Origin of the sequence: Proteus cibi (assembly GCF_003144405.1) — a bacterium.
Classification (GTDB): domain Bacteria; phylum Pseudomonadota; class Gammaproteobacteria; order Enterobacterales; family Enterobacteriaceae; genus Proteus; species Proteus cibi.
In genome coordinates, this window is record NZ_PENW01000029.1 from 26592 (window position 1) to 42217 (window position 15626).

General features: G+C 37.7%; 13 protein-coding genes. 3 read left to right on the forward strand and 10 right to left on the reverse strand.

Translation table 11 applies throughout. The features are described 5' to 3' along the window. Positions 1-14 precede the first annotated feature (14 nt). From sugE to hydN, 4 genes are all read right to left on the reverse strand, one after another. Positions 15-329, reverse strand: coding sequence for a quaternary ammonium compound efflux SMR transporter SugE (sugE, locus tag DK865_RS15210; RefSeq protein ID WP_023583696.1), 315 nt, complete (start codon positions 327-329; stop codon positions 15-17). A 132-nt stretch (positions 330-461) separates the two neighbouring features. Beyond that, positions 462-752: a hydrogenase maturation factor HybG gene (hybG, locus tag DK865_RS15215; protein WP_109392289.1), complete on the reverse strand. Its 291-nt coding sequence runs from the start codon at positions 750-752 to the stop codon at positions 462-464. 8 nt (positions 753-760) lie between these two features. Further along, on the reverse strand, positions 761-1102 hold the full coding sequence (gene hypA, locus DK865_RS15220; RefSeq protein ID WP_023583694.1) for a hydrogenase maturation nickel metallochaperone HypA: 342 nt from the start codon (positions 1100-1102) through the stop codon (positions 761-763). A 72-nt stretch (positions 1103-1174) separates the two neighbouring features. Beyond that, positions 1175-1732: an electron transport protein HydN gene (hydN, locus tag DK865_RS15225; protein ID WP_036914782.1), complete on the reverse strand. Its 558-nt coding sequence runs from the start codon at positions 1730-1732 to the stop codon at positions 1175-1177. A gap of 404 nt (positions 1733-2136) precedes the next feature. On the opposite strand from hydN, the gene DK865_RS15230 reads away from it, so the two are divergent. Both DK865_RS15230 and DK865_RS15235 read left to right on the forward strand, forming a co-directional pair. Beyond that, positions 2137-3750: a sigma 54-interacting transcriptional regulator gene (locus tag DK865_RS15230; protein ID WP_109392290.1), complete on the forward strand. Its 1614-nt coding sequence runs from the start codon at positions 2137-2139 to the stop codon at positions 3748-3750. A 162-nt stretch (positions 3751-3912) separates the two neighbouring features. Beyond that, positions 3913-4800: a 2OG-Fe dioxygenase family protein gene (locus DK865_RS15235; RefSeq protein ID WP_109392291.1), complete on the forward strand. Its 888-nt coding sequence runs from the start codon at positions 3913-3915 to the stop codon at positions 4798-4800. Between the two features lie 22 nt (positions 4801-4822). Here the strand turns inward: DK865_RS15235 and DK865_RS15240 are convergent, their stop codons facing one another. The 4 genes from DK865_RS15240 to fdhF all read right to left on the reverse strand — a co-directional run bounded on the left by DK865_RS15240 (position 4823) and on the right by fdhF (position 11107). Further along, positions 4823-5599, reverse strand: coding sequence for a MurR/RpiR family transcriptional regulator (locus tag DK865_RS15240; protein ID WP_109392292.1), 777 nt, complete (start codon positions 5597-5599; stop codon positions 4823-4825). A 109-nt stretch (positions 5600-5708) separates the two neighbouring features. Next, positions 5709-7070, reverse strand: coding sequence for a 6-phospho-alpha-glucosidase (locus tag DK865_RS15245; RefSeq protein ID WP_023583689.1), 1362 nt, complete (start codon positions 7068-7070; stop codon positions 5709-5711). A gap of 14 nt (positions 7071-7084) precedes the next feature. Beyond that, on the reverse strand, positions 7085-8662 hold the full coding sequence (locus DK865_RS15250; protein ID WP_109392293.1) for a PTS transporter subunit EIIC: 1578 nt from the start codon (positions 8660-8662) through the stop codon (positions 7085-7087). A 300-nt stretch (positions 8663-8962) separates the two neighbouring features. After that, entirely contained in the window at positions 8963-11107 is a 2145-nt protein-coding gene (fdhF, locus tag DK865_RS15255; RefSeq protein WP_081705923.1) for a formate dehydrogenase subunit alpha, read from the reverse strand. 531 nt (positions 11108-11638) lie between these two features. Between fdhF and eptB the strand changes: the two genes are divergently transcribed. Beyond that, on the forward strand, positions 11639-13330 hold the full coding sequence (gene eptB, locus DK865_RS15260) for a kdo(2)-lipid A phosphoethanolamine 7''-transferase (RefSeq protein ID WP_109392294.1): 1692 nt from the start codon (positions 11639-11641) through the stop codon (positions 13328-13330). A gap of 84 nt (positions 13331-13414) precedes the next feature. Here eptB and DK865_RS15265 read toward each other — a convergent pair whose 3' ends face one another. Together DK865_RS15265 and ycaC are read right to left on the reverse strand one after the other, a co-directional pair. Next, positions 13415-14611, reverse strand: coding sequence for a lactate oxidase (locus DK865_RS15265; protein ID WP_023583683.1), 1197 nt, complete (start codon positions 14609-14611; stop codon positions 13415-13417). A 121-nt stretch (positions 14612-14732) separates the two neighbouring features. After that, positions 14733-15356 (reverse strand): isochorismate family cysteine hydrolase YcaC, encoded by a 624-nt coding sequence (ycaC, locus tag DK865_RS15270; protein WP_023583682.1) that lies wholly within the window; start codon positions 15354-15356, stop codon positions 14733-14735. Positions 15357-15626 lie beyond the last annotated feature (270 nt).

Genomic DNA, 15626 nt, shown 5'->3' on the forward strand with positions numbered 1-15626 from the left:
CAAATATTCGGGTTTTAACTCGCTAATTTCAGTCCAATAATACCGAAAATAATCATTGCCAAACTTAATAAACGATAAATATTGGCAGACTCACCAAAGACCAAAATACCAAAGATTGCGGTACCTACTGCGCCAATACCCGTCCAAATTGCATAAGCCGTACCCGCAGGCAAGCCTTTCATGGCATAAGACAACATTCCCATGCTCACAATCATGGCACTAATGGTAATAATACTTGGCGTTAACCGCGTAAAACCGTGTGTGTATTTAAGACCAACAGCCCAAACGATTTCTAATAAACCCGCGATAAAAAGAATAATCCAAGACATAACTTTCCCCTACTCGATAAGTTGGGGTCGTCCCCTGAATACAAAGACAAAAAGCTGGGTCGTCCCAGCTTTCGAAAGATGAAGTCCAAGTATAAGAAAAAGAAATTAATCGTGCAATAGTACAAAACTAACTCAATTGTTCTTAGGGGCACCCTCTTCACCATAGAGAAAAGCTGACACATCGTCTTCCACTTCTCCCATTGCCATCAACGCATCCAGTGTCTCTTTTGCTTCTTCTTCATTAACGATGCTCATAGCAAAACCAACATGCACCAGCACCCATTTGCCGATCATCGTATGAGGTTCACCTTCACAAACTAGCGCAATATTGACTTCTCGTTTAACGCCACAAACATCGACCATTGCATTTTCAGTGATTGTTTTTCCAACTTCAACAACCTGACCTGGAATACCAAGACACATAACAACCCCTATTCGATCTCTATTTGCTTTATTCGCATTGCATCGTCATTTTCAACGCGCAGATTTTGGCTTCCACAAGATGGGCAACCTGCATTAAAGGCTGAAACAGTAACAACTTGATGACAATCCCAACACCATGCTTTTGCAGGGATAACGTCAATATGTAATTCACAACCTTGAGCAAGAGTGTCTCTGCAAACAATATCAAAGCAAAATTCAAGTGCACTGACTTCAACACAAGATAATGCGCCAATTTCCATCCATACACTTTTTACTTTTTTTGCATTATTTAATTTAGCTTGAGAATCTATTATCTCAAATGCGCTCTGGCAAAGCGTGATTTCATGCATGTCGATACCTTATTGAAGCGAGATAAATAATAGCAACTATAGTATCAGTACATAGTTGCTTTATTCTTGATCTCAGAACAACAATTCAGCACCCGTTTCAAAAGCGGCTTTACGGCGACGCTCTTTAACCATCTCTTCAAGTGCATCTCTATCAATACACACTAAAGCGTGAGTTGGGCAGACTTCAATACATGCAGGGCCCGCTTCACGGTGGTGACATAAATCACATTTGTTGGCTTCCGCTTTAAATGCCTCAATCGCATTCAGCGCAGTTGATTTGCGCATCACCGGACGAGAAACCACCTCCATCGTGCCATAAGGACAAGCCAATACGCAGGTTTTACAGCCGATACATTTTTCCTGATCGACATAGTAATAATCTTTGTTATGAATGATAGCGCCATTCGGGCATACATTGGCACAAGGGGCATCTTCACATTGATGACAAACAACTGCCGTACTAATAGAAAATCCCTTGATCACATGAATACGGGGTTGGAAATTCTGCTCACTAATTTGGTCAATGGCTAAATTATCTTGGTCTGCTTGCTGATGTGACACAACACAAGCCACTTCACAAGTATGGCAACCAATACATTTTTTAGGGTCTGCAATGATGAAACGGTTCATCATATTCTCCTGATCTTTGTTATATATAGCCGTTATATATGGCGATAAATGCAACGAGTTATTCTAATTAAGAGTAATAATTAGAGTATCAATAGAATGAATCTAGCACGGTTCATGCCAATATATTTTTGATATAACTATTCCTTATTTTTCAATTAAATAATTTTCAAATAAAAATGATTATTAATTAATGAATAAGTCACTTCGTCAAATTATTCGACAATTTTGACGATAAAATAAATCGTTATATATTTTATTATATAGTGATTTGATACATTTATATTCTTAAGTTTCATTACATATACAAAAATAGCGGGTTGGATCAAAAATGATTCAGTCATTGATATAAATTTATTATAAACCTACTACAATATAGCTAATTTTTTAGGGCAATCGGTGGTGTCATGAAATTAAGCAGTAACAATGCTGAAACTATGGAGAGCCTTCGTAATGAGCGTAATCAATATCGAATATTGGTAGATATCACAAATTCTGTATTAGCTCATCTAGACATGGATGGTCTTATTTCTGAAGTCTCTAAAGAAATACATCGTTTTTTTGGACTGAACCATATTAGTCTTATGTTATGCCGTACCTCATCACAAAATAGTAATGAAGGTATTCTTTATTCTAGTCGCTATCAGACTGGGAAATCGGTCATTCGTCAACAACGTAAATTTAGTAGCGCGAATAACAAAGCTGAAGAAATTATTAATCAGAATAAACCTGTCTTAATTGATATTAATAAAGAAGATCAGGAAGATATTTTGATTAAGCGTCTAGTTAAGCAAAATATGCAGACGGCTTTGTTATTGCCACTGGCTTTTAATCATAAACCTCTCGGTTTATTAATTTTAGCACATGAAATAGGAAGCGTTTTTACTAACGATACTTGCCAATTGCTTCAACAAATTGCGGCTCGTATTGGTATTGCCATTGAAAATGCAGCCGCTTATGAAGAGATAACACATTTAAAAGATAGTTTAAAGAATGAGAATATTTGGCTTAATGAACAGATAGATAATAATGCATGTTTTAGTGAGATTATTTATCAAAGTGATGCGATGCATAATGTGCTCGAACAAATTGAATTAGTGGCACAAAGTGATAGCACCGTTCTTATATTAGGTGAAACCGGAACAGGTAAAGAATTAATCGCACGCGCTATCCATCGTCTCAGCCAGCGAAAAAGTAAGACGATGATAAAAATGAACTGCGCGGCAGTCCCTTCTGGTCTTTTAGAAAGTGACCTCTTTGGTCACGATAAAGGCGCCTTTACCGGTGCAACAAATACACATATTGGTCGATTTGAAATGGCGGATAAAAGTACGCTATTTCTAGATGAAATTGGTGATATGCCCATTGAATTACAACCTAAACTGTTGCGCGTTCTTCAAGAACGAGAAATAGAAAGATTAGGCGGTAATAAAGTGATCCCTGTGGATGTCAGACTGATTGCGGCAACCAATAAAGATCTTCATGATTTAACAGATGAAGGTGAGTTTAGAGAAGATCTGTATTATCGCCTTAATGTTTTTCCAATTATTATTCCGCCATTAAGAGAGCGACCTGAAGATATTCCGCTTTTAGCAAAACATTTTACGCAAAAAATTGCGCGAAGAATGGATAGAAAAATAGATTGTATTCCAGCTAATGCATTGGAGCAATTAACACTTTATCCATGGCCGGGTAATGTTCGTGAACTTGAAAATATTATTGAGCGCGCGGTTATTTTAACGCGAGGATCAACATTAAATCTCCAGCTAAAAGAGTTGCATATTAATAAACCCTCTCGTTTAAAACAGGTGCTATCTCAACCTTCATCTATTGAAAAGCGTATGCAGACGAATGCGCCAGAAAGTGATGATGAGGAGCGAGAAAGGATCATTCAAGCATTAAGAGAAACCAACGGTGTCGTTGCGGGTGCCAGAGGTGCTGCTTTAAAATTAGGATTAAAAAGAACAACGTTATTATCACGGATGCAACGTCTCGGTATTTCCATTCCCGAAATACTTTAATTCAGAAATAATTACTTATTTAAAGAGAGTGTAATTAATTTATTACACTCTCTTATTTCATTTGTTTGAAACTTATTAATCTCTATCTATAATTTATTTGATTGCATTTCATTAGATAACTTTCTAATTAATAATATAAACCATCAATGGAGCATATTATATATGAATAGCCTGCTTATAAATAAAATTAGTGAAATAAAAAAAGAATACAAAAATAATAAATATGTCTTTATTCCTCAAAATATTGTCATTGATTTAATAAAACAATTAGGTGCTAAAGAAAAAGATATTAATACACTAATGGAATATGGTGATTATTTAGCACAAGATCCAACGCTTTCATTTCGTCACACTCGAACAGGACGCTACCTTTTTGATAATGATATCGAAACAATCTCCAGACTAGAGTATCAACCTTTTGTGCTCACTGAAGAAGATGGATTTATTCGAGAAGACAGTGGTGCACAAAGGCATTTTAGAGCACTGGATGATCGCTGGCAGAGTAATACCGCCTATCAAGCCTTATTAAAATTAAAAATGCTATTAATTCAAGGTAATACATTTACACCTCGTCACTTAACAGATCAAAATTCGTCTAAATCAATATCAACTGTTTTTCATTTAAGATTAATTGCCCAACCCGATTCCTTAAGTGAACTTTCAATTGAAGGTGTTCATAAAGATGGCGTTGATCACACTATGATTGTGATGATAAATAAGAATAACGTTAAGGATAAAACGGGGGCTTTACGTGTTCATTCACCGAAAGAAGCCATTGGAACACCTTGGCAAAAAATCACCCCTGAAAACATGCTTTCTGAACATAATAATCTACAATATCTTGATATTTTATTAATTGCAGATAATGAATTAAATCATAGTGGTACACCCATTTTTACGCATGATAATAAAAATCAGGCTTACCAAGATCTTATCGTTTTACTCTCTCGCTATCCAACGGTTGATTCTCACCCATCACATAAATTTGATTCGATGAATTCACATCCTGACTTGCCTTTAACACTTTATTTAAACCAGTCAGTGGGTTAGTCATAACGCGTTATCGCATAAATTAAAATCGTTGAGCACGGCTGAGTAACAAATCAATCATCAAGATAAGATTTGATTCAAAAGATGAGCTCTCAAGAGTGTCGCAATGATAATTCACTGCATCGTCATAAATGGGGAAATGAATATCAGCAAGTTCAGCCAACGGATTGGCACTTGCTCGAGTAAATGCAACAATCTTCATACCAATACTTTTTGCTATTTTCGCTTTTTCAACGACTTGTTCTGTCTCTCCACTACGAGATATTGCAATAAAAACCGTATAGCGTGAGGCATTATTAATAAAGATATTCTTACTGTCACTGAGACCAGAAAGAAAAGCATCTTTACCAATCAGTTGTAACCGCTTACTAATATATTCTGAAAATATATGGGAAAAACCTGCACCATAAATAAAAAATGAGTTCTTACGATTAATTAAATCAGCAAAAGCGTGTCTTCGTTCGACTGAAATTAACGTGAACGTTTTTAAATAATTTGCTAAAAACTGATCAAAAAGAGGCTCTGTTACCTCGCTTTCATCACTTTTCAATGGGTGGGATTTTTCAGCCGAGGATAACAACTGTTTGCAGTAATAAACCAACTCACTATAACCAGAAAAACCTAATTTCTGGCAAAGTCGCATAATGGTCGTTGTCGAAACAAAATTAACTTGAGCGAGTTCTCTAATGGTAAGTTTGCCGATCTGTGTTGGATTATCAATTAAATAGGAAAGAATGCGATATTCTGCACGGGTTAATTCTGTTGCTCTTGAGAGTAAAGATGACAATCGCGCCGACATACCTGTTACCTTGTTTGATACATCGTCCTTAGCAACATAAAAGGAAAATGCTGTTCTAGTGATAGAACAGCATTCTTATTCAATTACTCGTTAACAGCAAGTCTTGAGATCAAACACGCTTACCATTTACATACGCTTTCCGTAATTCAGGCCAATACTCACGATTAGCTTCAATCATATCATCAAGGATCTTCTTAGCATGGATCACACTTGGTACCGTTTTATTCAATGTAAATGCCTCGAGTGCTTTTTCGTAGCTACCTTCAAGCGTTGCTTCTACCAGCAATTGCTCTGATGCCAATTGTTGTTCTAACAAAGTGCGATGGAAGCGCGGAATATCACCAACACGAATAGGCTCTGGTCCGTGAGAGGTAATATATGCAGGCACTTCAACCATTGCATCATAAGGTAAATCAGCAATTGCACCTTTATTCTCAACAATCACTAAGTGGCGCTGGCGTAAATCAAAGGCTAAAGAGCATGCTACATCAACAATAAAAGCACCGTGTACACCAACGTGGAAAGCATCAGGTAAAATACCGGTCTCTTTGTATTCACGCGCCGCTTCAAACAAGCGTTTTTCTCGACCATCCATCACTTCATTTGCGCGCGTGTAATCTGGATCTTGATGTTCAACGATATAATTTGGCATCAAGTAATACTGCAGATATGGATTTGGAATATATTCAGGGAATGCCTCCATTAGTGGCTGAATATGACGCCATGTTTTTACCCATGATGGATCGGAGTGTTGTGGATCTGTTTGAGCAGCATCTTCTGTTAAAAGACCAAATTTAGCGATATGTTCACGTAATTCAGGGAGTTTTTCCTCACCGTTTACGCGCACAGAAGTGAACCAACCAAAGTGATTTAGACCGAAATAGTCTACATCTAAATCATGGCGATCAACATTCAATACGGCAGCCATATTACGCATCGCCGCAACAGGCATATCACAGATATTCAATACACGAGCATTAGGACGTAAACGACGTACACCTTCAGCAACAATCGCAGCTGGGTTTGAATAGTTTACAATCCATGCATTAGATGAGGCATATTTCTCAACTAAATCAATTAACTCAACCATAGGTAAAATAGTGCGCAAACCGTAAGCAAGCCCGCCAGGTCCACAAGTTTCTTGCCCGACGACACCATGACGTAATGGGATTTTTTCATCTTGCTCACGCATTTTGTATTGACCTACACGCATTTGAGCAAACACAAAATGTGCACCATCAAACGCGATTTTTGCATCCGTTGTCACCGTAAATTTAATCGTATCGCTATGATCACGGATCACTTTTTCAACCACAGGTGCAATCGTATCTTGGCGCTCTTGATCGATGTCGTATAAGCGAATTTCACTCAGTGGGAAATCCGCTAAACGCACCATTAAACTTTTTACAATTCCCGGTGTATAGGTGCTTCCGCCGCCTGCAATACTTAAGATAAAGGGTGATTTAGTCATCTTTCTTTCTCCTATTAAAGTGCGGCTTCGACCGCTTCACGCATTTTTTTCACATGTAATCCATAAACAACTTGAACGTTATTACCGTGGCGCACAACGCCTTTAGCTCCCGTTTTTTTCAAGATATCCTCATGAATTACATCGATATTTTTAACAATGACTCTTAAGCGGGTGTAACAATTATCAACCACTTCAATATTGTCACGTCCACCGAGTCCTTCAATAATCTCTTCACCTAACTCATTGATCGTTTGAGTATTTTCTTCAGAGGCAGTCACTGCTTCGGCTTTTTTCTTGTAATCTTCTTTGCTGTATAAACGCGTCTCTTCATCATCATCTTCACGACCAGGTGTCTTAAGATTGAGTTTTAAAATCAAGGTTCTAAAGATAACGAAATAGAGAACTGACATAATCAAACCCACCACGATATACATAGGCCAATTTGATTTTTCAGTGCCTAATGGCAAGTTATATAAAATGAAATCAATAACACCGTTCGCACCAATCGCATGAACACCTAATAGGTAGAACAGCATCATGCCAATACCCGTTAATACGGCGTGAACTAAAAACAGAACAGGGGCAACAAAGAGGAAGGAAAACTCAAGAGGCTCTGTCACGCCCAGCAAGAAAGAGGTCGCTGCGGCAGGAATTAAAATCGCTTTCGCCATCTGCTTTTTCTCTTTTTTAGCCACTGAGATCATGGCTGCGGCTGCCGCAGTTAAACCAAACATTTTAGCGATACCGCGCGCATCCCAAATCACGGTGCTACTAAGTTGTTTAACTTCAGGACATGCCATTTCAGCAAAATAGATATTTCTTGCACCTTGATAAGTTGTGCCACATACATCCGCAACACCGCCTAATTCTGTATACAAAAATGGGGTATACACTAAATGATGTAATCCAGTTGGGATCAGAATACGTTCTAAGAATCCATAAATCAGCGCACCAAAAGCACCTGAATCATGAATCACCAGCGCCATTTTAGTAATTCCCGCCTGAGCAAAAGGCCAGACTTCACACATTAAAACAGCCAATGCAATGGTGAATGGAATAGCAATAATGGCGACAAAACAATGACCAGAGTAGATAGCCATAATGCCGTTAAATTGACGACCTGAATAACGGTTATAAAGCCATCCTGATATTGCCCCGGTTAAAATCCCAGCAAATACCCCCATCTCTAGGACTTGAACACCTAATACCATGCCTTGACCAGCTGCTCGCATCTCTTCTGCGCTAACCAGCTTACCTTGTAGCGTTAGCGTAATGTTCATGGCATTTGTGAAAATGACAAACACCACTAAGCCAATTAAACCTGCATAGCCTTTATCTTTTTTTGCTAAACCAACGGGAATACCCACAGCAAAAATCAGTGCCAAATTGACTAAAATAGCAACGGATGATTTTGCGAGTAATTGCCCAATGCTTTGAATAACCGGGTGATTTAAAAACGGAATATATTCCGCAAGATTGCCATTGCCAAAGACATTACCTAAAGCGATATATAAACCGACAATAGGTAATATCAAGACGGGGCCATATAAGGATTTACCAAACGCTTGTAGGGCATTAATGAGTTTTTTCATACGGTATCTCGTTGTTGTTTTCTTACACTCATTTCCATAGCAGCATCCTGCGCTGGCATTTAATAAAAAGCAATTTATCCACTTGATTTAGAAACGGATTACGCAAAAAGTAACATGTTACTTTTTTTATTGTGAGCTAACGCATGGTGAACATTCAGACAAAAGTTAAGTGATTTTTCGACAATAAGCAGAAGAGAAAAAGACCCTACAACAATAAAAAATCATAAAAAAACCGAGCTTCCTAACACAAGGTCAGTAAGCTCGGTTTTAAGGCAGAAAAACAATACTCGTTAAGTCAGATCAGCCCTCGGCGGCTTCTCTTAAACGACGTTTAATATTGCTATATTCCGTTTTCACATAGTGTTCTGCCTGAGCCTGTTCCTTGATTGGCTCAACACATACTGCACAATATTTATACTCAGGTGTTTTAGTAATTGGGCTTAAATTCTCTGCAACCAATTCGTTACAAGCACCAATCCACCACTGGTAAGTCATATATACCGCGCCTTTATTCGGTCTATCACTGACCGCGGCACGCGTAATGACTTTACCTTGACGAGAGCGTATCCAAACTAGCTCTTGATCTTTAATCCCCAACTGTTTGGCATCTTCGGTGTTTAATTGAACATAACCCGGTTCATCAGCCAACGCCGCCAATGCTTTACAGTTACCTGTCATTGAACGGCAAGAGTAGTGTCCAACTTCACGGACTGTTGCCAGTACCATTGGGAATTCATCAGACAGTTTGTCAATCGGTGGTGCCCACTCACAAGTAAAGAATTGACCTTTACCATTAGGGGTATCAAAATGACCGCCTTCGTACAGATATTGTGTACCTGGACTATCCTCTGTTGGGCAAGGCCATTGAATATAAGCCAAGTCCGCCATTTTTTCGTAAGTCGCACCATAATAAATAGGGCATAACTCACGCAACTCATCCCAAATTTCTTTGGTATTGTTGTAATGCATTGGATACCCCATTGCTGTTGCCATCAGACTGATAATTTGCCAGTCTGTTTTTACATCACCAACAGGTTCAACCGCTTTATAGAAGCGTTGGAAGCCTCGGTCCGCTGCAGTATAAACACCTTCATGTTCACCCCATGATGTTGCAGGGAAAATAACGTCAGCAATAGACGCTGTTTTGGTCATAAAGATATCTTGTACTATCAGAAGATCCAGTTTTTCAAACGTTCTACGAATGGTTGCTAGATCAGGTTCCGTTTGTAGCGGATCTTCACCCATTACATAGTGAGCTTTTAACAAGCCGTGATCGATATTATGAGGGACTTCACTTAATGCATAGCCCACTTCATCAGGCATGGATTCAATGCCCCAGAATTTAGCAAATTTCTCACGCGCTTTTTCGTCAGTAACGTATTGATAGCCCGGCAGTGTGTTAGGTAATGCCCCCATATCACACGCACCTTGTACGTTATTTTGACCACGAACTGGGCCAACCCCGACGTATTTTTTACCTAAATTACCGGTTAATAGAGCTAAACTAGTCAGTGAACGAACCGTTTCAACACCTTGGTAGAATTGAGTTACCCCCATTCCCCAAAGAATTGTTGCTGTTTCTGCTTTCGCGTACATACGTGCAGCTTCACGAATAATTTGCGCACTTAATCCTGTCGTTTCTTCAACGGATTCAGGTGTATAGCTTTCAACTAATTTACAATACTCTTCAAATTGCTCAGTGTGATTTTCGATAAAGGATTTATCATGCAACCCTTCTTCAATAATCACGTGCGCAATCGCATTTAAGAGCGCAATGTTAGAGCCATTTTTTAAGCCTAAGTGTAAATCAGCTAAACGTGCTGTTTCGATGTAACGAGGGTCACATACAATAATTTTAGCACCCTTTTCTTTCGCCTTAACAATACGGCGAGCGACAATAGGATGCGAGTCTGCGGCGTTATAACCGAAGACAAATAGACATTTGGTATCCTCAATCTCAACGATTGAGTTGCTCATAGCACCATTACCGACCGAACGCTGCAGACCTGCAACCGAAGGGCCGTGTCAGACACGAGCACAGCAGTCTATATTATTATTTCCGATAACCGCACGAGCAAATTTCTGCATAACGAAGTTAGCTTCGTTACCCGGACCTCGTGAAGAGCCCGTTGTCATAATAGATTTAGCACCGTATTTCTCTTTGATAGCAAGAAGCTTGCTACTGGCAAACTCAATTGCTTCTTCCCAAGAAACCGATTCTAATTTTCCGCCTCTTTCACGACGGATCATAGGTGTTTTAAGACGTGGAGTCAGTATCTTAGTATCATGGATAAAATCCCATCCATAATACCCTTTCAGACACAGCTCACCTTGGTTTGTTAAACCATTGGCGCCTTCAGCACCAATGATTTTACCGTTTTCCACCTTCAGGTAGATTTTGCATCCTGAGGCGCAATACGGACAGACCGTGATGACTTTTTTCATCAACATTGCTCCTGTGTTCATCAACTTTCAGGTTATTACCTGATCCTCTCCTCTATCTATGCAGAGAGTGTGCCAAATAAGCACTCTTTTTTACTTTTCCACAACGCAATGAAAAATAAAGAAAAATAAAATCTGTTGAATGAGCAAGAAAACAATGAAAACGAAAGTAGCAGGAAGTGATCGACACTAATGACGATATTTATGTCGATTTGTATTTCTATCAAAATCCGTTATACATTAACGCTTATAACGTAATAATACTTATTCGTTTTATCTGCAAAATCAAAATAATAAATACGCTTTCTTATCTGCCTTTATCGGGATCTTGCCGTATATAATGATGACAACCTTCTAATATCTCTATCAATATGCCTATCTACTAGAACTATTTAAAATTAATAATTTTTATATCAATGTAATTCAAATAAAAAATTTTTAAACTTCAATAAAAAAAAGAACATAATACTGAACCTGAAAACAACTTCGCGGTCTTAAAGACCTCTACATCATATAAATTGATAATAACTGAACATGCAAAAATTAAAGTTTTTACGGTTTTCTAAAGAGAACATTGCCCTTTTTTTAGCTATCTATCTTGGTTTTTTTCTTAATCTTTCCGTTTATATTGGCCGATATGGCACACAGAATACAAACAACCCCCTCATTGATGCATTATATATTCTAGGTGAAGTTGCTGTTAATATTGCCTTTACTTTCTTTCTATTACGACTACTCTCTTTCTTCGGCACTCTCTTCTTTAAGATAATCGCCTCTTTTATTCTCGTCGTGAGTGTTTGTGCTAGTTACTATATTTCTTTTTATGATGTCGTTATTGGATACGGCATTATCATTTCAACACTCACCACGGATACGGATTTATCTAAAGAGCTGGTTAGCCCCAATGTGATTATTTGGATTATTGGCTTATCTATTTTGCCATTGGCTCTTATTTGGCTCTGCAAAAAACCAGAGACAAATCTAACACCACAACAAAAGAAAAAAATCTGGATAAAAAATACCGCCAAAATGCTTGTGATTGCACTGGCTGTTTTTAGCTATTTAAAAACGCTTGATTCAAGACAAAAAGCCTATGAAATAAAAAATAATTTGGATCTGCCAAGTTATAGTGGTGGCTTAAGTTATGCGTATTTACCTACAAATTGGATTATTCCATTGTTTCAATATGCAATAACACAGTATGACGACACGTTTAATAGCCAAAATGTTTTTAATCCTGCCGATCACTTCACTTATCAGCCTTCAAAGGCAAATGAAGATGTGTATGTTGTTTTTATTATTGGTGAAACAGCAAGATGGGATCATATGGGATTGTTAGGATATGAACGTCAAACAAATCCGCGATTAAGCCAAGAGAAGAATCTGGTTGCCTTTAAAGGTATTTCTTGTGATACCGCAACAAAACTCTCTTTAAAATGTATGTTCGTACGCGAAAACGGAACAGAAAGTAACGATCAGCGGACATTAAAAGAGAACAATATTTTCTCAGTACTAAGCCAACTAGGTATGTCATCAGAACTGTTCTCAATGCAAAGCGAGTTGTGGTTTTACAATAAGCTTGATTTAAATAACTACGCAATGAAAGAGATGATGACGGCAAAAAATAGCAATTTTGGTAAAGAGCTTGATGACACCTTATTAATTGCTGAAACGGCGAATGCGGTTTCTCAGCATCCAAAGGGAAATCATTTAGTGATTTTACATACTAAAGGCTCTCACTTTATGTATTCTCAGCGTTACCCTGAATCATTCAAAAAATACCAACCTGAATGTTTAAATGTGGATGATGAGTGTACGAAAGAGCAGTTAGTGAATGCTTATGATAACTCTATTCTTTATACCGATTATTTTATTGATGGCATACTCGACACATTACGCGATAAAAAAGCCATTGTATTTTATACCTCCGATCACGGTGAATCTATTTCAGAAAAAGGTGGCTTACACGGCACACCAAAAGAAATTGCCCCACCAGAACAATTTAAAGTGCCATTCTTAGTGTGGATGTCAGATAGCTATTTAGCAGAGCCTGAAAATAAGCAGTTATTCGATAACCTAAAACATAATCAAGATGCAGAACGCACGTTCTATCATCACAATATTTTTGATTCGATGTTAGGTTGCTTAGGTTATACCTCACCTGATGGTGGCATTAATAACCAAAATAACCTCTGTTTTGGTGATACACCATCAACCCAAAAATAAATTTTCGTAATAACCGATAAACAAAACCCCATGCTCAAATTGAACGTGGGGTTTTTATTATTCTTAACTTAATAAATAAGTTAATTATTGATTAAAACTTGCATCAGTATAAAGAGGAGTAGCTTGAATATCTTTTACTGTTTTTGCACCACCCAACATCATATTAATTCTCAGCTCTTTATTTAAATGTTGAATAACTGAATTCACACCTTCAGATCCACCTAAATTTAAGCCATAAAGAATCGGGCGACCTACCGCAACCACATCCGCACCACTTGCGAGGGCTTTAAATACGTGTGAGCCACGACGTACGCCACTATCAAAGACGATAGGAACACGTTTATTCACCACTTTTGCAATCGCAGGTAATACATCAATCGTTGCGGGTGCGCTATCTAATTGACGACCACCATGGTTAGAAACCCAAATTGCATCTGCACCGGCTTTAATAGCAGTATCTGCGTCTTCAGGTGATTCGATACCTTTTACAATGACCGGTAAACCAGACATTTTTTTCACATACTGAATATCTGCTGGTGTGAAGGCTTGTTTAGCTTGAGCATAAATTTCGCTAATACCCGCACCTTTACCTGTTTTAGATTTATCATCACTGATTTTTGCAAACGCTTCTAAGTTGGCAAAGCCGAGTGGAAATTGGAAATTATTTTTCACATCATCTTCACGATAGCCACCAACAGAAGAGTCGATAGTCATAATGATACCTTTAGCGCCATACTGTTTTGCTTGAGATAAAATATACTCATTAAAGGCATCATTTTTACTCATGTATAACTGAAAGAAGAAGGGGTAACCGGGTTGGGCATCCGCCACTTCTTTAATGGTTTTATTACCATAAGTGCTTAATGAAAAAATAGAGCCCGCTTTCGCCATACCTTTTGCTGTGGCAACTTCGCCTTGTTGATGAGCAAGCCCTTGAGCTGCCATCGGCGCCTGAATAATAGGCGTATCTAATTTAATCCCTAAAAATTCTGTTTTTAGGTTTATGTCAGAAAATTCGATGCCTTGTAATGAACGTGGCATAATATATTTTTTATCAAATGCGCGTGTATTCGCACGTAAATTATTTTCGTCTTCAGCACCACCACGAATATAACCAAAGGCACCTTTTTCCATATTTGCTTGAACTTGAGCTTCCATTGCTTTTAAGTTTACAATTTTAATTGGACCTTCAGCAGTACTTGCTTTATATTCAGCCGCCTGTGCAACACCGACACTTAATGCCATAGCAATAGCGGTAGCTTTTAATATTTGACGTTTCATTTCTATTCCATATTTAATTAAGGGCTTATATCTATAATTTAATAAATTTTAAATTTGATTAAATTATATTCTTCAAAAAATAATATAAGCCCTATTTTTAGATAAAACTTAAATTAACCGCTTACTTTTTTGTTAAAGTATTATAGCTTGTCATTAGATTACGATAGTCTGGAATATGATTAGCAAACAGTGTACCTAATCCTTCAACATCATTACGCCAGTCACGGTGTAATTCGCAAGCTAAACCAAACCAGTTAATTAATTGTGCCCCTGCTTTTGACATTCTATCCCACGCAGAGTCACGAGAAATGGCATTGAAAGTGCCTGAAGCATCAGTGACAACAAAGACTTCAAAACCTTCTTCAAGTGCTGATAATGCAGGGAATGCAACGCAAACTTCTGTCACAACACCCGCAATAATGAGTTGTTTTTTACCCGTTGCTTTAACGGCTTTAACGAAGTCTTCATTATCCCATGCATTGATTTGACCTGGGCGAGCAATATAAGGGGCATCTGGGAACATTTCAACGAGCTGAGGCATTAGAGGACCATTAGGACCATCTTCAAAAGAAGTCGTTAAAATGGTAGGTAAATTAAAGTATTTAGCAGCATTGGCTAATGCTAAAACGTTATTGTTGAATTTATCAGGTTCGATATCTCTAACTAAAGAGAGTAATCCTGCTTGATGGTCTACTAACAGAACAGCGGCATTATTTTTATCAATACGATGATATTTAAAGCTCATAATAATCTCCGATAGTATATAGAGGTAAGACTCAATTAAATCATAGCACCAAATTTACATGACAATATTCAGATTAATTTAAATTTGAGTTTATTTATAATAAACAAACAATTATAAATCTTTAAATTTAATTAAATATCACGATATTTAATTAACTGTTTATTGACGGGTATAAATTCATTTCGTTGAAAAGAATTATAAGTGCAACCATTTTTAAATGAATCTAAAGATTATTGCTTTAACTATTCAAAAATTTTGTTGATGTTTTAA

Coding starts and splice junctions, on each gene's coding strand:
- sugE (WP_023583696.1), bottom strand. CDS start 329: ATGTCTTGGATTATTCTTTTTATCGCGGGTTTATTAGAAATCGTTTGG.
- hybG (WP_109392289.1), bottom strand. CDS start 752: ATGTGTCTTGGTATTCCAGGTCAGGTTGTTGAAGTTGGAAAAACAATC.
- hypA (WP_023583694.1), bottom strand. CDS start 1,102: ATGCATGAAATCACGCTTTGCCAGAGCGCATTTGAGATAATAGATTCT.
- hydN (WP_036914782.1), bottom strand. CDS start 1,732: ATGAACCGTTTCATCATTGCAGACCCTAAAAAATGTATTGGTTGCCAT.
- DK865_RS15230 (WP_109392290.1), top strand. CDS start 2,137: ATGAAATTAAGCAGTAACAATGCTGAAACTATGGAGAGCCTTCGTAAT.
- DK865_RS15235 (WP_109392291.1), top strand. CDS start 3,913: ATGAATAGCCTGCTTATAAATAAAATTAGTGAAATAAAAAAAGAATAC.
- DK865_RS15240 (WP_109392292.1), bottom strand. CDS start 5,599: ATGTCGGCGCGATTGTCATCTTTACTCTCAAGAGCAACAGAATTAACC.
- DK865_RS15245 (WP_023583689.1), bottom strand. CDS start 7,070: ATGACTAAATCACCCTTTATCTTAAGTATTGCAGGCGGCGGAAGCACC.
- DK865_RS15250 (WP_109392293.1), bottom strand. CDS start 8,662: ATGAAAAAACTCATTAATGCCCTACAAGCGTTTGGTAAATCCTTATAT.
- eptB (WP_109392294.1), top strand. CDS start 11,639: ATGCAAAAATTAAAGTTTTTACGGTTTTCTAAAGAGAACATTGCCCTT.
- DK865_RS15265 (WP_023583683.1), bottom strand. CDS start 14,611: ATGAAACGTCAAATATTAAAAGCTACCGCTATTGCTATGGCATTAAGT.
- ycaC (WP_023583682.1), bottom strand. CDS start 15,356: ATGAGCTTTAAATATCATCGTATTGATAAAAATAATGCCGCTGTTCTG.